Below are 21,294 nucleotides of genomic sequence, written 5' to 3'. Positions count from 1 at the left end.
CAAAGAACTGATTTTTTACCTAGGGAAAATGCCTAGAATCAAACTTTATTTACGCCGTTGACCTATCAAAATACCGAATGGTATGTTTACTCCGACAGCCGATTCAGAGTGCCGGAGACCTACCGGCCCGCGGCCTCCGTCAACCGTTGCACCACGCAGTCCCCATTTATGCAGCACGGCGGCCATGGCCGCCGCAGCGCCGGCGCAGACCGGTGTCACAAAAATCAGGAGACAGGCATGAAGCGGATACAACAGTTGTTGCGCATGGCGCCGCCCCTGGCGCTGGCGGCCTCGATGGCCTTGTGCGCACCCGTCGGGGCGGCCCCCGCGCCCATCAAGGTAGGCGTCATCTTCCCGTTGTCGGGCGGCGCGGGTCCGCAAGGCCAGCACGTCACGCAAGCGATTCAGGCCATGGCGGCGGTGATCAATGAAGACGGCGGCGTGCTCGGCCGTCCGATCGAGATCGTGTCGCGCGACGACGAATCCACGCCGGCGGTCGGCGTGTCACGCGCCACCGAACTCATCAGCGCCGGCGTGTCGGTCATCATCGAAGGCTGGAACAGCCCGGTGACGTTGGCGATGCAGCCCGTGATCGCCCGCGCCGGCGTGCTGGACATCACCGCAATCTCCAAGGCAGACCCCATTCTTTCCGGCGAAGGCAATCCGCTGGCGATCCGGCTGAACAGCTCGAACGCACAGGACGGCACGGTCATCGCCGAATACATCGCCAAGACCGCCGGCGCCAAGCGCGTCGCCTTTCTTACCGAGAACGACGCCTACGGCAACGGTGCGCAGGAATCCATCGAGAAGGCGCTGAAGGCTCTCGGGCACACCTATGAAAAAGTGGCCGAGGAGAAATTCCCCTTCACCCAAGCCGACTTCCGCGTCGCCATGACCAACGTGCGCGCCGCCAAGCCAGACATCACCGTCGCCATTAACGCCAACGAAGGCCTGGGCATGCCCGCCATCATCCGCCAGGCCCGCCAATCACGCCTGCCGGGCCAACTGGTGAGCGCGGTCGGCACCGTGGCCCCCAGCGTCATCAACGTAGCGGGCGATGCCTCGGACGGCCTGATAGGCGCGGACATCTACTTCCCCGACGTCGAGCCCTTCGCCTCGAACAGCGCCAACAAGCGTTTCGTCGCCAAGACGCAGGAGATGTTCAAGTACACGCCGGACAAGTTCATGGCGCTGGGCGCGACCTCGCTGCAGGTTTGGGCCCAGGCGGTCAACGAGCTCAAGACGCTCGATCGCGAACCTGTGGCCAAGCGCATACGCGGCGGCAGTTTCAAGGGCACGCTCATGGGCGACGTCACGTTCGAGCCCAACGGCCAGCTGCAGTCGCACTATTACCTGTTCACGGTCAAAGACCGAAAGATCGTGGTCAAGCCATGACTGCCGCCTTGCGCGTGGACAGCCTGGCCGTGCGCTACGGCGCGCTGGTCGCCCTGGAAGACGTCAGCTGGGAAGTCAGCGCCGGCGAATTGCTGGGCATCATCGGCCCCAACGGCGCCGGCAAGAGCTCGTGCTACGACGCCGTGTCTGCGCTGGTCCCCCGCGGCGGCAGCGTGCATCTGCGCGGGCGCAACATCAGCGCCGTGCCGGCCCACGGGCTGGCGCGGCTGGGCATCAAACGCGCGTTCCAGCAAAACGCCTTCTTTGACCAGTTGAGCGTGCGCGACAACATGGTGGCGGCGTTGGGCGGCACGGCCGGCCTCGGCGCCTGCATCCTGCGCCCGCTGACGGCGGGCCGGCAGGCGCAGGCCCTGCGCGACCAGGCCGCCAAGCGCCTGGAGCGCTTCGGCCTGCCGCCCGATTGCCACGATCTGAAGCCGCATGAAATCTCGTACGGCATGCAGCGCATGCTGTCCATCGCGCTGGCCTACGGCTCGGGCGCCGACGTGCTGCTGCTGGACGAACCCGCCGCGGGGCTGGGCGGCGCCGACATGGCAGCCCTGACCTCGCTGTTGCGCTCGCTCAAGGCCGAGGGCGTGGCCGTGGTGGTGATCGAGCATCACATGGACCTCATCATGTCCGTCGCCGACCGCATCTGCGTCCTCAACCTCGGCAAGACTTTGGCCTGCGGCACGCCGGCAGAGATCCAGCGCGACCCGCGCGTGCTCCAGGCCTATCTCGGAGGCGATTCATGATGTCCACGCCACACGTACTCAGCGCGCGGCGTCTCGATGTCGCCTATGCCGGCAATCGCGTGCTCCAGCTTGACCAGCTGGACCTGCGGGCCGGAGAGATCGTCGGGGTGATAGGCGCCAATGGAGCAGGCAAGTCGACGCTGGTCAACGCCCTGCTGGGCTGGTCGCGCGGTCAGCCCGCGGTCAGCGGCGAGGTCCAGCTTTCGGGACGGCCCATCGACGGCCTGCCGACACATGAGCGCGTACGCGCGGGACTGTTGCTGGTGCCGGAGTCTCGCCTGGTTTTTTCACGCATGACGGTGGAAGAGAATCTCGCCCCCGCCATCACGCCCGCCGAGGACTCGTCGCGCCGCTATTACGAGCGCGACGATGTCTACGATCTATTCCCCCGTCTGCGCGAACGCCGCCTGCACCTGGGCGGTCAGCTCTCCGGCGGCGAGCGGCAGATGCTGGGCATCGGCCGCTCGCTCATGATGGGGCCGCGCGCCCTGCTGCTGGATGAACCTTCCATCGGGCTCGCGCCCATGCTGGTGACGCAAGTGCTGCAAAGCCTGCGCTCGCTCGCCAGCGCCGGCCTGGCCATCCTGCTGGTGGAACAGAACGTACGCGCCGCCTTGCAGGTGGTCGATCGTCTGCTGCTGCTCGAGCGCGGCCGGCTGGTGCTGCAAGGCCCCGCAGCAGAGGTCGGCGCGGATCCACGCATCGCGCAAGCCTATCTGGGAGCACATACGACATGAGCCTGCTGCAACAGTTGATAAATGGCCTGGTGCTGGGCCATGCCTACGCGCTGATCGCCATCGGCTGGACCTTGTTGCTGGGCGTTGCCCGGCTGGTCAACTTCGGCCACGGCCAGATGTACATGCTGGGCGCCTTCGTCACCTGGTGGGCGACCACCACCGCCGGCCTGCCCTATCTGCTGGCCTTGCCGCTGGCCATGGCGGCCGGCGCGCTGATCGGCATCATCATGCAGCGCATCATGCTGCGCGCCACGTTCGAACAGAACCTGGTGTCGATCATGATCATGACGCTCGGCTTCGGCTATGTCATGCACGGCGCAGCGTCGTTGGCCTTCGGCTCGACAGGACAAATTCTGGATACCGCCTGGTCGCAACGCGATATCGAGATCGGCGACCTGTGGCTGACCTGGCAGGATGCCGCCATCGTCGCCGCGGCCATCCTGCTGTTCCTGCTGCTCAAACGCGTGCTCGACGGCAGCCGCGCCGGAAGGCTGGTGCGCATGGTGGCCGAGGATCCCAAGCTGGCCCAACTGGCGGGTATCAATGTGCGGCAGGTCTACTACGGCGTGTTCGCCTTCGAAGGCGCGGCGGTCGCCCTGGCCGCCGGGCTGGTGGCCCCGCGCACGCCGATCCTGACCTCCATGGGTTTCGAAGAGGTGATCATCACTTTCGTCGTGGTCGTGCTGGGGGGCATCGGCAGCGTGACCGGCAGTTACGTCGCGGGCGTCGCACTGGGCGTCTTTACCGCGCTGTTCAGCGCCCTGGTGTCGCCCGCATACGCAACCGCCGCGGCCTTCGTCGTACTGATTGGCGTGCTGGTGCTGCGCCCTGGCGGCCTGACCGCCGGCTCGATGAAAGGAGTCCATTGATGGCCACGCTTTCCGCCTCGCGTCTCGCGCTGCTGCCGGGCGCCGTCATCGTATTCTTCCTGCCTTCCTGGCTGGGCGGCAGCCAGGCTCTCTACAGCGCCGCCGTGCTGATCGCCATCATGGCCGTCATGGCCTACGGGCTGGATGTCATCGTCTCGGACCTGGGCGAGGTGAGCCTGGGACATACTGTCTTCTTCGCCGCGGGAGCTTATGTGACGGCGTTGCTGGCTACCCGCTCCGGCGCTAGCGCCTGGTTGACGCTGGCCGCGTCGATTGCGGTCGCCCTGGGATTGGCGGCAGTAATCGGATTGGCCACCCTGCGTTTGCGCGAGTTCGTCTTTTCGCTGGTGACGTACGCGGTCGCCGTGGTCGCCATGACCCTGGCAGCCAACTGGGCCTTCCTGGGCGGCTCGGATGGCATCCGCGGTCTGCCCACGCTGGACTTGTCCATTGGCGGCTGGACGCTCAGTGCCGGCAATGACCAGACGCTTTGGCCCTACGCGTTCACGCTGCTGGCGATCACGCTCTACCTGGCGGACCGCTTCCGCCACTCGCGCCTGGGCCAGGCGGCGCTGATGGTGCACCTGAATCCCCGCCTGGCCACCATGAACGGCATCGATCCGCTCAGGGTGCGCCTGCAGGTCTTCCTGTTCTCGGCGCCCATCACGGCCTGCGCGGGCTGGCTGTATGCCTATCAGCGCGCCTACGTCAGCGCCGACATCCTTGAAACCTATTTCCTCATCCTGATGCTGACCGCCGTCGTACTGGTCGGCCGCCGCCAGTTGCTCGGGCCGCTGTTGGCCACCGCGCTGATCCTGATCCAGGAAAAGTTTTTCTCGTTCGGAGGCTATGTCGACAAAATCGTGCTCGGCAGCCTGCTGATCCTTGTTCTGGCTTTCTTTCCGCAAGGGCTGATGGGCCTGCTGGCGACACGTCGCAAGCGTCCCAAGGCCATGGCGACCACACTGGAGAACTCGAAGTGACTGTTATCTGGAATCCCACGCTGGACGATACCGCCACCCGCTGGCAGGCCCTGGCCCATAAGCTGGGCTCCGAGCGCTTCGCGCCGCTCGCCCCCGAACTGGACCGTGAACAACGCTATCCCTGGGAGACCATCGCCGCCCTGGTGGAAAACAAGTTCACCGGCCTGTTCCTACCCACGCAATGGGGCGGCCAGGGCGCCAACCTGGTCGCCACCGTGGCGGCGGTCGAAGCCCTGGGCACGCACTGCGCTTCGACCGCCGCCATCATGTGCGCCTATCAGTTGGGCGCGTTCCCCCTGCTGCTGGCCGGCACGGACGAGCAGAAATCCTTCTATCTGCGCGAAATGGCCGAGGGCCGCGCCACCAGCTTTGCACTTTCCGAGCGCATCGCCGGTTCGGATGCCGCGGCCATCGAGGCCACGGCCGTGCGCGAAGGCGGCGGCTGGCGCCTGCGCGGGGAGAAATACTGGATCGGCAATGGCGGCGCGTCTCGTTACTACGTGGTCTTTGCCAAGACCGACCCGGCGGCAGGAGGACGCGGCATCAGCGCCTTCATGGTCGACAAGGAGCAGCCGGGCGCGGTCATTGACGAACTCTCCGACAAGATGGGCATCCGCGGCACCCAGACCTCGAACCTGAAACTCGACCTGGTCGTGCCCGAAAGCGCCCAGGTCGGTGAACTCAACCGCGCGCTGCGCCTGGCGTTGCAGACGTTGAATGTCGGCCGCATCATGGTCGCCGCCCAGTCCCTGGGCGTGGCGCTGGCGAGCTACCGCGAGGCCGCGGCCCGCGCCGTGGCGCGCCGGACCTTCGGCCAACCCATCGGGGACAACCAGGCCATCGGCTTTCGCCTTGCCGACATGGCCACGGAAATCTCGGCTGCCCGCATGATGCTGTACCAGGCTGCCCAAGCCTATGACCGCCAGGAAGACGTCTCCAACCTGGGCGCCATGACCAAGCTGTTCGCCTCGGAGGTTTCGCACCGGGTAGTGGACAATACCGTTCAGATCTGGGGCGGGCTGGGCTACTGCAAGCCTACGGTGGCCGAGCGGCTGTACCGCGACCAGCGCATACTCGAGATCTATGAGGGCTCTTCCGAAATCCAGCGGCTGGTCTTGTCGCGCGCGGTACGCAAGGAGGCGGAAGAGCTGGCTATTTGACCCGATTCCGAAAAGAGGTAGCAATGGTGAGTGCACAACAGAACCCGGCAGAAGTGGGCGGCGGCGAGTCGCGCGAGGAAATCCTGCAGGCGGCCGCGGAACTCTTCATGGAGTTCGGCTATGCGGCCACTTCCATCGACGCGGTCGCCCAACGCCTGGGCGCCACCAAGGGCCGCATCTATCACCACTACCGGAGCAAGGCCGACCTGTTCTTCGACGTGCAGGTGGCGGCAATGACCCGGCTGACGGACGAGATCGACCCCATCGCCCGCGGCGGCGGCAAGGCGGTCGAACGCCTGTCGGCCATGGCGCTGCGCCATACCCAGATCCTGCTCAAGGAATTGCCGATGCAGAAGGTGGCGGTGCAGGGGCTGGAGCGTCACCTGCTCGAGGCGTCCGCGGCCGCCAAGCGGCTGCGGTCCGTGGTGAAGATGCGCGATGACTACGAGCAGATGTTCGTCGAGGTGATCGATGACGGCATCCGCGAACGTGACTTCGTGGACCTTCCCGCCAGGATGTTGAGCAAACCCTTCTTTGGCGCGCTGAACTGGGCCACCGTGTGGTACAGCCAGCGGCGTCTGCAGAGCGACGCGGCGATAGACGATATCGCGCACACCCTCGCGGCCTATGCGCTGCGGGGGCTACTCAAGGACTCCAACAATGAAGCAGCAAGAGCAACTCCCCTATTCCAGTACCATCTGGGATGAGGTCGAAACCTGGTCGCGCGACCGCATCGAGACCTTCCAGCTCGAAGCCTTGCGCCGGCAGTTGCGGCGCGTCGCGGATACCAGCGAGCACTACCGCAAGGTGTTCGCGGACGCGGGCTTCGTTCCAGAAGACCTCAAGACCCTGGCAGACCTGAGACGCCTGCCTTTCACCCACAAGCGCGACTATCTCGAAGGCCTGCGCGCCGCGCCGCCCTTCGGCACGCTGGCCGCGGTCCAGCCCGGCGAGGCCGTGCGGGTGCACTTTTCCTCCGGCACCACGGCGCAGCCCGCTCCCGTGCTCTGGACCCAGCATGACGTGGACCGCTGGGCCGAGCTGTACGCACGCTATCTCTACGGCCAGGGGCTGCGCCGCGGCGATGTCTTCCAATGCATGTTCAATTACGCCTGGTTCGTCGGCGGCCTGGGCGCCACCCTGGCCGCGCAGCGGGTCGGCGCGCTGGTGATTCCGGGCTCCTCCGGCGACACGCAACGCCAGGTGGAAACCATCTTCCAGTACGGCACGGACTGCGTCATCGGCACCCCGTCCTTCATGGCCCACATGGCCGAGACCGCCCAATCCATGGGACGCGACCTGCGCGAATCCCGCGTGCGCATGGTCTGCGTCGGCGGCGAGCCCGGCGCCAGCGTGGCCGGCACGCGCGAACGCATCGAGCGCCTGTGGGGCGCCAAGATGTTCGACTGCTACGGCGCCCTGGAATGCCAACCCATAGGCTGGGATACCGCCGCGCAGCTCGGCCCCACGCTGGCCGAGGATTTCATCTACGTCGAAATCCTGCACCCCGACACGCATGAGCCGGTGGCCGACGGCGAACGCGGCGTGCTGGTGCTCACCCATCTGGACAAGCAGGCCTGCCCGCTGGTGCGCTGGTGGACTGGAGACATCGTGGTGCGCGACAGCCGCCCGGGCCCCGATGGCCGCACCCATGCCCGCCTGCCTGGCGGCGTGCTCGGCCGCGCCGATGACATGCTGATCGTGCGCGGCGTGAATCTGTTCCCGTCCGCCATCGAAGACGTGGTCCGTGGCTTTGCCGGCGTCAGCAATGAATACGTGATCATCATCGACGACAGCGTCAAGGATCCGAGCACGGGCTTCCTGACCGGCGTGAAGCTGCGCGTCGAACGCGAACCCGGCGCCAGCGCCGACCTCGGCGAAAGGCTGTCGCAACTGCTGCGCGATCGCCTGCAGGTGCGCTTTCACGTGGAAGTGGTGGAAAACGGCACCCTGCCGCGCACCGTCCACAAAGCCAAGCGGGTGATCCATGCCTGAGGCCGACACTCCACGCCCCCTTGCCGGCAAGCGCGTCATCGAGCTGTCGCAGTTCATCGCCGGCCCTACCGCCGCGCAGTACCTGGCGGATTTCGGCGCCGACGTGGTCAAGGTGGAGCCGCCGCGCGGCGATGGCGTGCGTACCTTGCCGGGAAATAGCTTCGGCAGCTTCTACGCTCGCAGCTTCAACACCGGCAAGCGGAGCCAGGTGCTGGACCTGGCCGCGCCGGACGGACGAGAAGCACTGGAGACGCTGCTGGCGCAGGCCGACGCCTTCATCTGCAATCTGGCGCCAGGATCGCTCGCCCGTCTGGACCTGCAAGGCCCGGCGTTATGCGCACGCCATCCCCGCCTGACCGTCGTGCTCATCTCCGGCTATGGACAGCAGGACGACCGCATCTGCATGGACACCATTGCGCAATGCGAATCCGGCTTCGCCCTCTTGAACGGCGACGAGGACGGCTCGCCGCGCCTGACCACGAGCTGGCCCGTGGACATGTTCAGCGGCATGTACGCGGGACTGTCCTGCGCGATGGCGATGCTCGAAGGCCGCGGGCGCTTGATCGATCTCTCCATGATGGAGGTGGCGTCCGCAATGCTGCTGGGGCCGGCGGCGCTGGCGCTAAGCGAAGGCGAAACACTGGATCCGCCCATGGGCAACCGCGACCGCGCGTCGGCGCCTTCCAGCATATATCGCTGCGCAGACGGCCATGTCTACATTCTGGGCGGGCTGGACAGCTATTGGGCGCGCCTGCGCCCGCTGATCGGCGCGGACGATGCACCCATCAAGGAACGCATCCGCCGCGCGGCGCACTTCGACGCCCAGGTGGAAGCCTGGACCCTGCCGCAGACCCGCGAAGCCGTGCTCCGGCAGATGCGGGACATGCAGATCCCGGCCGGCAACGTCCGGGCGCCGGCCGAAGCGCTGACGCTCATCCGCGGCCTGCGGCCTGGGGCCGTATCGCAGGAACTCGCCAACGGCGAACACGTGCCGGCCTTTCCCGCCCTGTTCGACGGTCAACGCATCCCCCGCAGCCCCACGCCGGCCATCGGCGGCGGGCGGCGGCAGGTCTCTTGAATTCCTACTTCCAGGTGAACCTCATGAAATCTGAAACTTGCATGGAATCCACCCAGGTCATGCGGCCCGGCGTTCTGGTCGGCCGCAGCGCACTGGTCACTGGCGCCGGCTCTGGCATCGGTCGTGGCATCGCCCTGCGTTTGCTGGCGCTGGGCATGGACGTGTTCGGGGTGGGACGGCGCGAAGATCCCTTGGCGGAGACCGCCGGAATGGCCGAAAAACTGACCGGCGACTTCAGCTATGCCTGCGCCAACATCCGCGACACCGCCGCCATCGAGGCGCTGATCGCCGAAGTGGGCGAACGCCAGGGCATCGACCTGCTGGTGAATAATGCCGGCGGCCAATTCTTCGCGCCCGCCGCGCAGATCAGCCGCAAAGGTTGGGATGCGGTGATCGACACCAATCTGAACGCCGTGTTTGTCGTAACCAAGGCAGCTTATCCCTTCCTCAAGGCTCGCCAGGGCACGGTGGTGAACATCTCGCTCTCGGGCGTGGACCGCGGCTCCATGGGAATTGCCCATTCCATCGCCGCACGCGCCGGCGTGCTGGGCCTGACTCGGACCCTGGCCCTGGAATGGGCTGCTGACGACATCGCGCTCAATTGCATCGGCCCCGGAGCGGTGATCACGCCAGGATTGGCCGGCGAGGCTGCGCAGGCCATGCTGGACCGCCTGGTCGCCGCCACGCCCATGGGCCGGGCCACATCGATCGAAGAAGTCGCGGAGCTGGTTGCCTTCCTGGCCACGCCGGCTGGCCACCTGATGACGGGCCAGCTGCTCCAGATCGATGGCGCTGCGCATCTGGGCAGCGGCCTGCACATGATGGACGCGCACTGACGCCATCCGGCGCTGCCGATGCGCAAATGCATCGGCGGCGCCGCCCTTCAAAACTTCGGCGCGCGCTTCTCGATGAACGCGGTGACCGCCTCGCGATGTTCAGCAGTCTTGTGGGCCAGCGCCTGATAACTGGCCGACAGCTCCAGCAGGGACGCCAGGCTGCTGTGCTGGCCTTCGCGCAGCAGGCGCTTGGTCATGCGCATGACGCCGCCGGGATTGGCGGCGATCTTTGCGGCCAGGGTCCTGGCGGTCGGCAGCAGGTCCGCCGCCGGCACCACCCGGCTGACCAGGCCCCACGCCAGCGCGTCCTGCGCGCTGATGGCCTCGCCCGTGTAGGCCATTTCGCTGGCGCGGGCCATGCCCACGGCGCGCGGCAGCAGCCAGGCGCCGCCGTCGCCCGGCACGATGCCCACACGCACGAAGCTCTCGGCGAACGTGGCCGTGTCGGCCGCGATGCGGATGTCGCACATGCAGGCTATGTCCAGTCCCGCCCCGATGGCCGGACCGTTGACGGCGCAGATGACGGGCACGTCCAGGCCATGCAGCGCAAGTGGAATGCGCTGGATGCCCTGCCGGTACTCCTCGCAGATGTGCTCGGGGGTCAGCGCATCGTCGAAAAAGCGGCGCATGTCCTTGACGTTGCCGCCCGAGCTGAAGATCGGCCCGGCGGCGGTCAGGATCAGCACCTTCACGCTGGCGTCCTGGCGGATGTCCGCGCATAGCTGCACGATCTCTTCGATGGCGGTGTTGCCGGTCAGCGCATTGCGTGTCTCCGGCTGGTTCATGGTGGCGACGACGATGCCGCCCTCGCGCTCTATCTGCAGAAATGCCATGCAAGTTTCTCCTGAGAGCCCGGCTTAGGCCGGGACGTCGGTAATCTTACGCACCAGGTCCAGCGTCGGCCCTGCATGCGCGAGCAGCGCCTCGCCCGCCACGTCATGCCAGTAGGCTTCGCTGCCCGCGGTCTGACGCCAGGCATGCAGGCGGCGCGTGTAGAGTTGCAAATCGTATTCTTCCGTAAAGCCGATCGCGCCATGCACGGCGTGCGCCAGCTCGGACACCACCAGCGCCGCCTCGCTGCAGCGCGCCTTGGCGACCGCCACCCGCAGCCGGTCCGGCGTCACGCCGTCGGCATGGCAGCCAAGCTGCGCCGCCATGCGGGCGGCGCAGACATGCTCGCTCATGACGGCCAGCTGATGCTGGATGGCCTGGAACTTGCCGATGGGCCGGCCGAACTGCTGGCGCTCATTGGCGTATTGCAGGGTACGCTCCAGCACGCTGCCCAGCGCGCCCGCCATCTGCGGCGCGACCACGCTGGCCTGCAAGGTGCGGAAGTCGATAGCCGCGTCCATCGGCGCCAGCGGCGCAGCCGCGACCTGGGCCGGGGTCCAGCTCAGGGCGGCGTCCAATGCCAGCGCCTGCCGCTCCCTATGCGCCTGCGCGGCGTCCAGCAGGCGCCAGGCATCGCCCGTCTGCACAAGCACGCTGTCAGCCACCGCGCCGCCGCGCACCAGCGCGCAATGCCAGGCGCCATCCGCCTGTTGCACGCCGCGTGCCAATGCAATGCTGCCAGCATGCCGCTGCGCCGCCGGCAGCAGCGCGCGCGCGATCATGGTCTCGCCCAGCAACAAGGGCAGCGCATGAGCGCCGCATTGCTCCAGCACGCCGAACACCTGCTCCAGGCTCAGCCCGGAACCGCCCTCTTCCTCGCCTACCAGCGCGTCGGCCAGACCGGTGTCCTCCAGCTGTTGCCAGAGCCTGCCGGCGGCGTCGCCGCCCGCTTCGATATCGCGCACCGCCTGCGGCGTGCAATGGTCCGCCAGCACCTGGCGCGCGGCATCGGCGTAAAGATCGTTATCGCTCATGTCATGCTCCTTCAGCGCAGGCCCAGGCCGCGCGCGATCATGCCGCGCAGAATCTCGCGGGTGCCGCCCCGCAGGGAAAACGAGGGCGAGGCCTCCGTCACGTACTTCAAGGTCATCAGCAGTTCCACCGGAATGTCCTCGGCCTCGCGCGAGTACAGGTCTTCCGCAATCCAGGCCGGAATCATCTGCTCCAGCGTGGTGCCCAATTCCTTGACCAGCGCCGCCTCCACGATGGGGCTGGCGCCGCGCGTCAGCTTCTCTTGCACCGACACCGACATGGCCCGCAACGGCGTCAGCTGGCCGAGCACCTTGCCGGCCAGCCGCCGGGACGAAGGCGTGCGATTGGCGGGCAGGCGCGCATAGTCCAGCCATTGATCGAACAGCACGATGCTGGAGTACAGCCGTTCCGGACCGCTGCGCTCGAACGCCAGCTCGGCCGTGACCTGCTCCCAGCCCTGCCCTTCGTCGCCCACCAGCGCATCGGCGTCCAACTGCACGTTATCGAAGAACACTTCGCAGAAATGGCTGTCGCCCGACAGGTCCTCGATCGGACGCACCGTCACGCCGGGCAGGGACAGGTCGACGATCACCTGCGACAGGCCTTTATGGCGATCCTCCGGTCCGCCCGAGGTCCGCACCAGCGCAATCATGTATTGGCAGTGATGGGCATTGGTGGTCCAGATCTTCTGGCCGTTGAGCAACCAACCGCGGTCGTTAGGCACCGCCCGCGTGCGCACGCTGGCCAGATCCGAACCCGAGTTGGGCTCGCTCATGCCTATGCAGAAGAAAGACTCGCCGCGGCAGATGCGGGGAACGTGGAAGCGCTTCTGCGCTTCCGTGCCGTATTTGAGGATGAGCGGCGCGCTCTGCCGGTCTGCGATCCAGTGCGACCCGACCGGCGCGCCGGCATTGAGGAATTCCTCTACCAGCACATAGCGCGCGAAGGCGCTGCGCCCGCCGCCGCCATACTCGCGCGGCAGTGTCAGGCCGATCCAGCCGCGCTCGCCCACGCGGCGACTGAACGCGGTGTCGTAGCCGCCCCAGGAACGCGCCCGGATATGCGCCGGCATGTCGCGCACCGCTTCCTGCAGGAAGGCGCGCACGGCGGGACGCAGGGCCTCGTCCTCGGGAGGAATGCGCGTCAGCGGCAACGCCAGTGAATTCAAACTGCTCATCCCAGGACTCCATTGATTCGATGTGTATGCAGGGTCTCCGCACTCAAGCCCAGCAGGCGGGCCAGGACTGCGTCGGTATGCTGGCCCAGTTGCGGCGGCGCGTGGCGGTAGCTCACCGGCGTGTCCGACAGGCGGATGGGGCTGGCGACCAGCGGCACTTCGCCCGCCTGCGGGTGCTGCATGCTCATGCGCAGGCCGCGCGCCTGGACCTGCGGATCTTCGAATACGTCCGCGACGGTGTTGATGGGTCCGCAAGGCACGCCGTGCTGCTCCAGCAGCGCGACCCAGTCGCGCGTGCTGCGGGTGACGGTGATGGCGCGCAAGCCTTCGATCAGTTCCTCACGATGGGCAATCCGCGCCGCATTGCGCGCAAAGCGCTCGTCCTCGGCCCATTGCGGCCGTTCTATGGCGACGCACAGCCGGGCGAATTGCCCATCGTTGCCGACGGCCAGGATCATATGCCCGTCGGCGGTCGGAAAATCCTGATACGGCAGCGTATTCGGATGCGCGTTGCCCATGCGGCGCGGCGCCTGCTGGCCGTACAGATAGTTCATCGCCTGATTGCCCAGGCAGGCGACGCCCACGTCAAGCAAGGCCAGATCAATATGCTGGCCGCGCCCGGTGTGCGCACGCGCCTGCAGCGCGGCCAGGATGGCGGTGCTGGCATACAGTCCCGTCAGGATGTCGGTCAACGCCACGCCCACTTTCATGGGACCGCCGCCGGGCATGCCGTCGGGATGCCCCGTGATGCTCATCAAGCCGCCCATGCCCTGGATCAAAAAGTCGTAGCCGGCGCGATGCGCATACGGACCGTCCTGGCCGAAGCCGGTGACCGAGCAATACACCAGCCTGGGATTCAGCTCGCTCAGCGACGCATAGTCCAGCCCGTATTGCGCAAGGCCCCCGGTCTTGAAGTTCTCGATCAGCACATCGCATTGCCGCGCCAGCTGCCGCACCAGTTCCTGCCCCTCGGGCTTGGTGAAATCGATGCTGACCGACTGCTTGTTGCGGTTGGCGCACATGTAATAAGCGGACTCGCCCGTGGGCTGCCCCGCCGGATCGGTCACGTAGGGCGGCCCCCAGGCGCGCGTATCGTCGCCCGTGCCCGGCCGCTCCACCTTGATCACTTCAGCGCCCAGGTCGCCCAGCGTCTGGGCGGCCCAGGGGCCGGCCAGCACGCGCGACAGATCGAGCACCTTCACATTCTGCAGGGCTTGCGACGTCATGCTCGCCTCTTCCTTCATTGTTGGGGAACGTTCGCCTTCTTGACGATGCGCTGCCACAGCGCGATTTCCTTCTGCTGGAATTCGTGCATCTGCGCAGGACCGCCCGTCATCGGCGTGGCGCCCAGGCGTTCATAGAAGGCGCGGGTTTCGGGCATCTTGGAGATGCGCGTGAACAGCTCGGCCAGGCGCTCGGTCTGTTCGGCCGGCGTCTTGGCGCTGACCATCGCGCCCACCCAGGTATAGGCTTCGAATCCGGGCAGGCCGGCCTCGGTCGCCGTCGGCACATCGGGTGAAGTCCCGACACGCTGGTCCGACGCCACCGCCACCACCTTCACGCGGCCGTCCTTGGCCAGCTCCTGCACCGCTGTCACCTCGGCGAACGTGTAGTCCACCGTGCCGCCGGCCACAGCCATGATGGCATCGCCGGCGCCCTTGAACGGCACATGTACCGTCTTCAGACCTGCGCTGTCGTTCAGCAACTCCCCCATCAATTGGTAGCCGGCAGAGCCCGCGCCGAAATTCACCTTGCCGGGATTGGCCTGGGCGTAGGCGATCAGATCCTTCAGGGTGCCGTACGGCGCCTGCGGACTGACTGCCAGCATGGCGGGTGAGCGCATCATCATGGTCAGCGGCGCGAAATCCTTGACGGGATCGTAAGGCAGCGCCTTGAACAGCGCCGCATTGACCGCCAGCGTCGAATTGCTGCCGATGAACACCGTGTAGCCATCCGCCGGCGCCGACAACACGTTCTTCACCGCGATGAAACCATTGGCGCCCGGCTTGTTCTCCACTACTACCGGCTGGCCGGTAAGTTCCTGCAGCTGGCGGGCGAAATAGCGGGCCGAGGTATCGGTGCCGCTGCCTGGGCCGAACGGCACCACGAACTTGATCGGGCGGGAGGGGAAGGTCTCGGCGTGCGCGACGGCCTGATGGCCGGCGGCGCCAAGCAAGGCCACGGCCAACATGGCCGTCAGCATCTTTCTGCGGTGTTGCATGGAAGTCTCCTTTGCGTGGATGGCCGGCCGCTCTAGGCGGCGGTCCTGGCCATATGGTCCAGCGGATGACTTTAGGCGTGCTTGATGGGGCTGTCTAATATTAAGAATTTGAGATTTGATATCGAATGAATATCAGGAACCATCGATTTCCACCCGCCATCAAATAAGCCCGCTGATCAATGCGCCGCCACGCCCAGCTCCTTGATCAGCCCCGGCACGACCGAATACTCCTCCCGGTACTCCTTCAGGAACTCCTCCGGCGTATTGCCCACCGCGTCGAAGCCGATGTTCTCCAGATACTTGCCGAACTCCGGATCCCGCACCACCTGCTGAGCCGCCGCCGCAAGCTTCCGCACTACGTCCGCGGGCATGCCGGCGGGGCCGCTCAGGCCGACCCAGGCCTTGTTCTTGAATATGAAGGCGTCGTATCCCGCTTCGGCGAAGGTCTGGACCCCAGGCAGCAGCGCCGAGCGCTTGTCGCCGATAACGGCGATGGCCTTGACCTTGCCGTCCGCGATCATGGGCGCCGCAATGCTGGTTGATGTGAAGGTAAATGCCAACTGCCCGCCCAGCAGGTCGGTCATCGCCGGCGGAGATCCCTTGTAGGGGACTTCGATGAACTTCACCGAAGACTGCGTGGCCAGGCTCTCCATGATCAGTTGCGGGTACGAGCCCGGACCATACGACCCATAGGCCAGAGGAACCTGCGCCGCCCGGGCCTCCTTGACCGCCCCGGCCAGGTCGCCGGCCGGCATCGACTTGTTTGCGATGAGCACGGGACCTGACGCGGCTATCTTGCTGATCAACGTGAAGTCGCGCTGCGGGTCATAAGGCACCTTCATGGTCACGACCGAAGAGATGAGCGCGTCGCCCACGCTCAGCATCAAGGTATAGCCGTCGGGCTTGGCCCGCGCGACCTCGGTGGCGCCGATGGTGCTGCCGGCGCCGGGCTTGTTTTCTATCACGACGGGCGCGCCGAGCCGCGCGGACATGAGTTCGCCCAGCTTGCGTCCGATGGCGTCGATAGGCGCGCCCGCCGGCGAGGGAACGATCCAGCGGATGGGCCGGTTCGGATAATCGGTTTGCGCCATGGCGGCGACGCTGGCCAGCGCCATGACGCCAGCCAGCCCGAACGCCAGTGTTTTTTTGATGGCAGCCATGTTGTCTCCTTCTTGCAGGATCAGGAACTAGTTGTGCGCGTCCAGGAACTCAAGCACCACGCGGTTGAATTCGTCCGGCGTTTCGAAATAAGGAGAATGGCCCGAATCTTCAAAGGTGTACTTGAGGCTGCCCGGCAGCAGCTTCGCGACCAGATGGTGGCTTTCCGGGGTCAGGAAATCGTCGTGGCTGCCGCCGGTCATCAAGGTCGGCACGCGGTAGCCCTCGAACTCGGCGGGATGGATCTTGACGTCGTCGGCCTGCATGGTCAGCGCCAGGAAGCCCTTGGGATTGAGCGCTTTGATGCAGCCGTACAGATGCAGCATCTCGGGCCGGGCTTCGACGTTCTTGCGGTTCCAGCCGATGCTCTTGCTGCGCAGATCGTGGTGGCCGTCATCGAAGGTCTTGCCGGCCTTGCGCAGAATTTCCCAGGTCTCGGGCGAATAGGCCGGCGTCGGCGAGCCGCTGATGAAGAGCGTCTGGACGCGCTCCGGATGCTTCACGGCCAGCGGCAAGCCTGCCCATGCGCCCAGCGACTGGCACACGAGGTTTACTTTTCCTATGCCTTCCTGTTCCAGTATGGCCAGCACATCGGCGGGGTAGTGGCGCGGATGGTTGCGTTCCGGCACGCAGGGAGAGTTCTTGAAGCCCCTCAAGTCCATCACGATGACCTTGTACTTGCTGGCGAAGAAAGGCACCTGCTGATACCAGCATATGGTGTTGCCGCCGCCGCCATGGATGAACAGGACGGGCGCGCCGTCGCCATAGGTTTCGTAGTAGATGCGGGTATCGTCGGACGCGGTTGCGTATGGCACGGATGGCTCCTTGGAGGGCGCGGTTGATCTAATATTTGCGTGTTGATTTTGTTCGATCCTCTGCGGAAAGACCGCGCTCCAAACAGACATCATGGGTGCCGCTCCAGACAACTACCCTCTGCATGTGGAACTGCTGCAGCCCGCCGGCAGGTTGAACGGCCCCATCCATGCCGCGATCGATACTTTCCGCACCGCCAACGGCATTGCCCGCAGCCGCAGCGGGCAAGCGAGCGGCCATGTGGTGACGTGGCGCTGCGTGGGCGCAGCCCTTTCGGCGGAAACGGACTCGGCGTCCGAACATCTGAGCTTCATGCCGCCGGGCGCGCCGGATTCGGCAATGGAGCGCGCCGTCTTTGTGCCGCCCCTGGAAACGGTCTCGGTGCCGCAACTGCGCGCCAGCGTGGCAAACAACGACGCCGTGCTGCACGAAATCCGCAGCGCGGTGGCGGACGGGCGCTACGTCTGCGCGGTGGGCACCGGCGTCTGGCTGGTCGCGGCGGCAGGCGTACTGGACAAGATGCGGACGCCGGTGCAATGGGCGTACCAGTCGGGCTTCGCGCGGACCCATCCGGACCTGGCCATCGCCAACGATCCGATTGTCTGGGCCAGCGAGCGCATCCTGCTTGCCGGGACGCCTTCATTGGCCTATGACTGCGTGCTCGATCTGATGGACCGCACGGGCATCGCCGGACTGGCCGGCGCATCGCGCGACAAGCTCGTCTTCGATCCCGCGCGGCAGATCATCGCGTCGACGCTGCCCATAGAGAAGGTCAGCGGTCTCACACGCGACAGCCCGCTGTACAGGGCCGTCCAGTGGTTGCTGGCACATGCCCAGGAAGCGATAACGATAGGCGACGCCGCACAGCATGCGGCCGTCAGCGAAAGAACCTTGGCACGCCTTTTCCGGACGCACTTGGCGATCACACCGCATGAATTCCTCACCGATATACGGATGAGAAAGAGCCAGATGTGGCTGGAAGTGACGCTGCGCTCCGTGGAGGACATAGCCAATGACTGCGGCTATCTGGACGTGGCGGCCTTCCGTCGCGCCTTCAAGCGGAAGTTCGGCGTAACGCCGGCGGATTACCGGCGCGAGTACACGCAGCGGGGGCCGCGGGCTCGGTGGAAAATGGAGCAGTATGGAAGAGAGGTTTAGAGACTGGCTGCCGAGAACGCCAGGAACATGCGTGGAATACTCAGGGAACTTCGAGCGCGATGGGAATTACTGCAATGGCTAGCCACAAGCTGCGTATGCTGTTCGGCGCAGCAGCTTCGATCATCTTTGCCTGGTATTGCTTCCACGGATTGTCGTGGCTTGCACGCGGTGTCGGAATCATTCCGATCGCGCACTACGATCCGCCGGTAGACCAGTGGATTCTGATCGGCGACCCGATACTTCAAAGCTGGCACAAGGTCCGCGTATCCGAAGACTTTACGCTTGCTGGCATCGCACTCATTTTCCTGACCCTAGTGCTGTCCTATTACGTGGCACGCGCGGCCTATCACCTCAGTTTCACGAAGGTCTTTACCCGCCACGATTGTTGGTTTGTCGCGGGATGGTTGATCGGCGCGCCATTGATGGCCGCGCTGGGGCACATGTTTGTCCTCCTGGTATTCGAGCAAGCCTGGGCTGATCGATGGCCCACGCTTGCTGGCGCGGCCGTGCTGATCGCTTTTTCCGTGTCAGCAAAACTGTTCGCGGATTTCTGGCAGTGGCTCATGCGCAGGCGCAGGGTTCATCCGATCTGACACGGCCCCGGGCCTTGCAAGCGGCGCCCGTTCCCGGCCTGCCCTGCACTCATCCGCATTCCGTCCTAAAATGCGCGGTTTGCCGAAAGAACCGTCATGGCCATCGCCATGAAGGGCTTTCATCCTTTACGAATGAGTGTGGTGAAGATGAACAAGCCTTTCATTTCGCTGTGCCCGGAAATCACCCGGACGCACGCGCTGACGCTGATGGATTGGTTGGAAGATGAGCGCGTGACCTGCTATCTGAGCGATTCGCGCAATGTCTCCCGTTTCATCGAGCAAGCCATCGATCGGACCCAGCTGCCGATCCTGACCCATCTGTTCAACCAGGGCGGCCGGTTCTTCATGGCCTATGACAGGCATGACGCCCCGGTGGGCTTCGTGCGCCTCGTCAAGACCGGCCCGGATTGCGAGATCGTCCTGGTGATCGGAGACTGCGACAACTGGGGCCGGAACCTGGGCGCCAGCACGATCCGCGAAGGCATGAAGCTGGCCTTCCTCGACATGCGGGCCGAAAAGCTCATCGCCAAGATCCACCCGGACAACGCGCGTTCGCTGAAGACCTTTCTGCGCAGCGGCTTTCTGCTTGAAAACGAAACACCGACGCTGAAGTCGTTTTCCATGACTGCGGGGCGTTATCTACGACTGTTGCGCGAAGGCGCCGTTGTCGACTCCACCGATATCTACATCACTGAAATCGACAAGGCCCGGCTCAAGAGCCTGATAGAACTCGAGCAGGGTCCGACTATTGTCGAGCTCGAGCACGAGCTGGAGCGCGCCATCGTCGTCAAGCCGCAGCAAGTGGCGCGGGACGTGGTCACGATGAACTCCCGTGCCTTGCTGCAGCTGGACGACGAAGAGATGGAAGTGGCCCTGGTCTACCCTGAAGACGCCGACAGCAGCGCAGGAAAGCTCTCTGTCTGTTCCGATGTCGGGGCCGCCATCCTGGGCTACCAGGAGGGGGATTCCATCGATTGGCGGATTTCGGACCGGACCCGCCGGATCGGGATCAGGAAAGTGCTTTACCAGCCGGAAGCCGCGGGCGATTTCCATCTGTAGATCGGCGTTCGTCTGTCTGGCGCGAACAACCTCGACAGGGATGGCGAAACTTCGCGTGCCGTCAATGCTACCTTCGAAAACGCTCGATCGTGAGTCCCTCGAGGTCGATTTCAGGCTTGCGGCCGCAGACCAGATCCGCCACGATCCGGGACGTTCCGCAAGCCTGGGTCCAGCCGTTCGAGCCATGCCCGCTGTTGAGAAACAGCCCGCCCCAACCAGAGACTCCGAGAATGGGGGGGCCGTCTGGCGTCATGGGGCGCAGACCCGTCCAGAAGGTAGCGTTGGCGTAGTCGATACCATGTGGGAACAGGCTGCGCACCGCCCGGACCAGCACATCCTTACGGGCCGCCTTCAATGACAAGTCGTGGCCGACCAGTTCGGCCATGCCCGCCGCGCGGATTCTATTGCCCAGCCGTGAAATCATGACCTTGTTGTGTTCATCCATGACCGACATATTGGGCGCTTGATCGGCATTGGTCACCCGCGCGGTAATCGAATAGCCCTTGAGCGGATATACGGGAAGCTTGATCCCCAGCGGCGCAAGCAGTGCCGGAGCCTGGTTGCCCAAGGCGACAACCGTGGCATCGCCCTTCAGTATGCCGCCAGAGGTCTCTGCGCCCACCACCCGACCGCCCTCATGCAGCAATCGCCGCACATCGGTGTCGAATCGAAACTTCACGCCCGCACGCTGAAGCCAGGCGGTCAATGCCTGGCAGAAAATGTGGCTATCGCCCGAGGCATCGGACGGCAAATGAAGGCCGCCCGCGATCCTGGCGGTGGCGTCTCGCAAGGCCGGCTCGACCGCCAGCGCATCGCGCCCGTTCAACACACTGTGGCGAATGCCGAATTCCCTCAGTGCGCTGGCGGCAATATCGCCATACCGGCACTCCGCTACGGTCTGGAACAGCTGCAACACGCCGCCCGCATGAAAATCGAACGCGATCGGCGTCTCGGCCATGAGCTGCTTCAGGCAAGCGAGACTGTAGTGAGCCACGCGCTGCATGCGCAGTTTGTTGACGCGAAACCGCGGCGCATTGCATTCCATCAGCCATCGCCTGGTCCAACGGAGCCTTTCAAATTCGGGCCAAAGCGAAAAGCGCACCGGGGCATCGGCTTGCAACGCCATCTTCAATACCTTGATCGGCATTCCCGGCGCGGCCCATGGCGCCGCAAAGCTCGGGCACAGACCGCCCGCATTGCCGAAGCTGGTTCCCATTCCCGCCGCCGAGTGGCGTTCCACAACTTCGACGTCATGGCCTTCGCGGCAGAGATAGTAGGCCGTTGTGGCGCCGACTACGCCGGATCCGAGGATGAGAACTTTCATGGGCGTGGTTGTCTTGGTCGATCGTGATGTCTGCGGCGTAGCCGGAAGGCGCTGCCCGGCGATGCCAGGCCAGACCGGATTCAAGAATAAAGGGTGCCGGAGTGAAATTTATTTCATTGT

At 65.2% G+C, this 21,294-nt stretch carries 21 protein-coding genes; 13 read left to right on the top strand and 8 right to left on the bottom strand.

Features of this window, described 5'->3' with window-relative positions; translation table 11 throughout:
• Window positions 1-237: 237 nt before the first annotated feature.
• From IB257_RS11145 to IB257_RS11100, 10 genes are read left to right on the top strand one after another with little or no spacing between them, the layout of a single operon-like run.
• Complete coding sequence (locus IB257_RS11145; protein ID WP_225588874.1) at window positions 238-1,395, top strand: ABC transporter substrate-binding protein; 1,158 nt, start codon at window positions 238-240, stop codon at window positions 1,393-1,395.
• Window positions 1,392-2,150 carry an ABC transporter ATP-binding protein gene (locus IB257_RS11140; RefSeq protein WP_054452162.1) on the top strand — a complete coding sequence of 253 codons (759 nt, stop codon included), beginning with the start codon at window positions 1,392-1,394 and terminating at the stop codon, window positions 2,148-2,150. The genes IB257_RS11145 and IB257_RS11140 overlap by 4 nt, the downstream gene beginning before the upstream one ends.
• Window positions 2,147-2,887, top strand: coding sequence for an ABC transporter ATP-binding protein (locus IB257_RS11135; protein WP_225588873.1), 741 nt, complete (start codon window positions 2,147-2,149; stop codon window positions 2,885-2,887). The genes IB257_RS11140 and IB257_RS11135 overlap by 4 nt, the downstream gene beginning before the upstream one ends.
• Window positions 2,884-3,756, top strand: coding sequence for a branched-chain amino acid ABC transporter permease (locus IB257_RS11130; protein WP_054452164.1), 873 nt, complete (start codon window positions 2,884-2,886; stop codon window positions 3,754-3,756). Before IB257_RS11135 ends, IB257_RS11130 begins: the two co-directional genes overlap by 4 nt.
• Entirely contained in the window at window positions 3,756-4,739 is a 984-nt protein-coding gene (locus IB257_RS11125; protein ID WP_192492310.1) for a branched-chain amino acid ABC transporter permease, read from the top strand. The genes IB257_RS11130 and IB257_RS11125 overlap by 1 nt, the downstream gene beginning before the upstream one ends.
• A complete protein-coding gene (locus IB257_RS11120) occupies window positions 4,736-5,899 on the top strand; it encodes an acyl-CoA dehydrogenase family protein (protein WP_054452166.1) in 1,164 nt (387 codons plus the stop codon). The genes IB257_RS11125 and IB257_RS11120 overlap by 4 nt, the downstream gene beginning before the upstream one ends.
• A gap of 23 nt (window positions 5,900-5,922) precedes the next feature.
• A complete protein-coding gene (locus tag IB257_RS11115) occupies window positions 5,923-6,606 on the top strand; it encodes a TetR/AcrR family transcriptional regulator (protein ID WP_054452167.1) in 684 nt (227 codons plus the stop codon).
• Window positions 6,560-7,894, top strand: coding sequence for a phenylacetate--CoA ligase family protein (locus IB257_RS11110; protein ID WP_054452168.1), 1,335 nt, complete (start codon window positions 6,560-6,562; stop codon window positions 7,892-7,894). Before IB257_RS11115 ends, IB257_RS11110 begins: the two co-directional genes overlap by 47 nt.
• Window positions 7,887-8,972 (top strand): CoA transferase, encoded by a 1,086-nt coding sequence (locus IB257_RS11105; RefSeq protein WP_119450433.1) that lies wholly within the window; start codon window positions 7,887-7,889, stop codon window positions 8,970-8,972. The genes IB257_RS11110 and IB257_RS11105 overlap by 8 nt, the downstream gene beginning before the upstream one ends.
• A gap of 23 nt (window positions 8,973-8,995) precedes the next feature.
• Window positions 8,996-9,808, top strand: coding sequence for an SDR family NAD(P)-dependent oxidoreductase (locus IB257_RS11100; RefSeq protein ID WP_082400839.1), 813 nt, complete (start codon window positions 8,996-8,998; stop codon window positions 9,806-9,808).
• A 47-nt stretch (window positions 9,809-9,855) separates the two neighbouring features.
• Here the strand turns inward: IB257_RS11100 and IB257_RS11095 are convergent, their stop codons facing one another.
• From IB257_RS11095 to IB257_RS11065, 7 genes are all read right to left on the bottom strand, one after another.
• On the bottom strand, window positions 9,856-10,641 hold the full coding sequence (locus tag IB257_RS11095; protein WP_192492309.1) for a crotonase/enoyl-CoA hydratase family protein: 786 nt from the start codon (window positions 10,639-10,641) through the stop codon (window positions 9,856-9,858).
• A 24-nt stretch (window positions 10,642-10,665) separates the two neighbouring features.
• Window positions 10,666-11,673 carry an acyl-CoA dehydrogenase family protein gene (locus IB257_RS11090; protein ID WP_192492308.1) on the bottom strand — a complete coding sequence of 336 codons (1,008 nt, stop codon included), beginning with the start codon at window positions 11,671-11,673 and terminating at the stop codon, window positions 10,666-10,668.
• Between the two features lie 11 nt (window positions 11,674-11,684).
• Window positions 11,685-12,848, bottom strand: a complete 1,164-nt coding sequence (locus tag IB257_RS11085) for an acyl-CoA dehydrogenase family protein (protein WP_192492307.1) — start codon at window positions 12,846-12,848, stop codon at window positions 11,685-11,687.
• Complete coding sequence (locus IB257_RS11080; RefSeq protein WP_175159804.1) at window positions 12,845-14,092, bottom strand: CaiB/BaiF CoA-transferase family protein; 1,248 nt, start codon at window positions 14,090-14,092, stop codon at window positions 12,845-12,847. Before IB257_RS11080 ends, IB257_RS11085 begins: the two co-directional genes overlap by 4 nt.
• Entirely contained in the window at window positions 14,089-15,069 is a 981-nt protein-coding gene (locus IB257_RS11075) for a tripartite tricarboxylate transporter substrate binding protein (RefSeq protein ID WP_054452179.1), read from the bottom strand. The genes IB257_RS11080 and IB257_RS11075 overlap by 4 nt, the downstream gene beginning before the upstream one ends.
• Window positions 15,070-15,245: 176 nt before the next feature.
• The gene (locus IB257_RS11070) at window positions 15,246-16,229 is read right to left on the bottom strand and encodes a tripartite tricarboxylate transporter substrate binding protein (RefSeq protein WP_054452181.1); all 984 of its coding nucleotides are present in this window, start codon (window positions 16,227-16,229) and stop codon (window positions 15,246-15,248) included.
• Between the two features lie 27 nt (window positions 16,230-16,256).
• Window positions 16,257-17,042: an alpha/beta fold hydrolase gene (locus tag IB257_RS11065; RefSeq protein ID WP_192492306.1), complete on the bottom strand. Its 786-nt coding sequence runs from the start codon at window positions 17,040-17,042 to the stop codon at window positions 16,257-16,259.
• A gap of 91 nt (window positions 17,043-17,133) precedes the next feature.
• On the opposite strand from IB257_RS11065, the gene IB257_RS11060 reads away from it, so the two are divergent.
• The 3 genes from IB257_RS11060 to IB257_RS11050 all read left to right on the top strand — a co-directional run bounded on the left by IB257_RS11060 (window position 17,134) and on the right by IB257_RS11050 (window position 19,850).
• Window positions 17,134-18,198 carry a GlxA family transcriptional regulator gene (locus IB257_RS11060; protein ID WP_125471273.1) on the top strand — a complete coding sequence of 355 codons (1,065 nt, stop codon included), beginning with the start codon at window positions 17,134-17,136 and terminating at the stop codon, window positions 18,196-18,198.
• Window positions 18,199-18,272: 74 nt separating this feature from the next.
• Window positions 18,273-18,791, top strand: coding sequence for a hypothetical protein (locus tag IB257_RS11055; protein ID WP_125471274.1), 519 nt, complete (start codon window positions 18,273-18,275; stop codon window positions 18,789-18,791).
• Window positions 18,792-18,887: 96 nt separating this feature from the next.
• Window positions 18,888-19,850, top strand: coding sequence for a bifunctional GNAT family N-acetyltransferase/nucleoside diphosphate kinase regulator (locus IB257_RS11050; protein ID WP_054452190.1), 963 nt, complete (start codon window positions 18,888-18,890; stop codon window positions 19,848-19,850).
• A gap of 67 nt (window positions 19,851-19,917) precedes the next feature.
• Here the strand turns inward: IB257_RS11050 and IB257_RS11045 are convergent, their stop codons facing one another.
• Window positions 19,918-21,174, bottom strand: a complete 1,257-nt coding sequence (locus tag IB257_RS11045) for a D-amino acid dehydrogenase (protein ID WP_192492305.1) — start codon at window positions 21,172-21,174, stop codon at window positions 19,918-19,920.
• Window positions 21,175-21,294: the final 120 nt, after the last annotated feature.

Origin of the sequence: Achromobacter sp. ACM03, from assembly GCF_014851665.1 — a bacterium.
Classification (GTDB): Bacteria; Pseudomonadota; Gammaproteobacteria; order Burkholderiales; family Burkholderiaceae_B; genus Achromobacter; species Achromobacter aegrifaciens.
Note: the sequence above shows the minus strand (reverse complement) of the source record. Positions and strands in the feature narration are given on the sequence as shown.

What these genes read in the sequence shown, in the direction of transcription:
- IB257_RS11145 (WP_225588874.1), top strand. Translation starts at nt 238, where the DNA reads ATGAAGCGGATACAACAGTTGTTGCGCATGGCGCCGCCCCTGGCGCTG.
- IB257_RS11140 (WP_054452162.1), top strand. Translation starts at nt 1,392, where the DNA reads ATGACTGCCGCCTTGCGCGTGGACAGCCTGGCCGTGCGCTACGGCGCG.
- IB257_RS11135 (WP_225588873.1), top strand. Translation starts at nt 2,147, where the DNA reads ATGATGTCCACGCCACACGTACTCAGCGCGCGGCGTCTCGATGTCGCC.
- IB257_RS11130 (WP_054452164.1), top strand. Translation starts at nt 2,884, where the DNA reads ATGAGCCTGCTGCAACAGTTGATAAATGGCCTGGTGCTGGGCCATGCC.
- IB257_RS11125 (WP_192492310.1), top strand. Translation starts at nt 3,756, where the DNA reads ATGGCCACGCTTTCCGCCTCGCGTCTCGCGCTGCTGCCGGGCGCCGTC.
- IB257_RS11115 (WP_054452167.1), top strand. Translation starts at nt 5,923, where the DNA reads ATGGTGAGTGCACAACAGAACCCGGCAGAAGTGGGCGGCGGCGAGTCG.
- IB257_RS11110 (WP_054452168.1), top strand. Translation starts at nt 6,560, where the DNA reads ATGAAGCAGCAAGAGCAACTCCCCTATTCCAGTACCATCTGGGATGAG.
- IB257_RS11105 (WP_119450433.1), top strand. Translation starts at nt 7,887, where the DNA reads ATGCCTGAGGCCGACACTCCACGCCCCCTTGCCGGCAAGCGCGTCATC.
- IB257_RS11100 (WP_082400839.1), top strand. Translation starts at nt 8,996, where the DNA reads ATGAAATCTGAAACTTGCATGGAATCCACCCAGGTCATGCGGCCCGGC.
- IB257_RS11095 (WP_192492309.1), bottom strand. Translation starts at nt 10,641, where the DNA reads ATGGCATTTCTGCAGATAGAGCGCGAGGGCGGCATCGTCGTCGCCACC.
- IB257_RS11090 (WP_192492308.1), bottom strand. Translation starts at nt 11,673, where the DNA reads ATGAGCGATAACGATCTTTACGCCGATGCCGCGCGCCAGGTGCTGGCG.
- IB257_RS11085 (WP_192492307.1), bottom strand. Translation starts at nt 12,848, where the DNA reads ATGAGCAGTTTGAATTCACTGGCGTTGCCGCTGACGCGCATTCCTCCC.
- IB257_RS11080 (WP_175159804.1), bottom strand. Translation starts at nt 14,092, where the DNA reads ATGAAGGAAGAGGCGAGCATGACGTCGCAAGCCCTGCAGAATGTGAAG.
- IB257_RS11075 (WP_054452179.1), bottom strand. Translation starts at nt 15,069, where the DNA reads ATGCAACACCGCAGAAAGATGCTGACGGCCATGTTGGCCGTGGCCTTG.
- IB257_RS11070 (WP_054452181.1), bottom strand. Translation starts at nt 16,229, where the DNA reads ATGGCTGCCATCAAAAAAACACTGGCGTTCGGGCTGGCTGGCGTCATG.
- IB257_RS11060 (WP_125471273.1), top strand. Translation starts at nt 17,134, where the DNA reads ATGGGTGCCGCTCCAGACAACTACCCTCTGCATGTGGAACTGCTGCAG.
- IB257_RS11055 (WP_125471274.1), top strand. Translation starts at nt 18,273, where the DNA reads ATGGCTAGCCACAAGCTGCGTATGCTGTTCGGCGCAGCAGCTTCGATC.
- IB257_RS11050 (WP_054452190.1), top strand. Translation starts at nt 18,888, where the DNA reads ATGGCCATCGCCATGAAGGGCTTTCATCCTTTACGAATGAGTGTGGTG.
- IB257_RS11045 (WP_192492305.1), bottom strand. Translation starts at nt 21,174, where the DNA reads ATGAAAGTTCTCATCCTCGGATCCGGCGTAGTCGGCGCCACAACGGCC.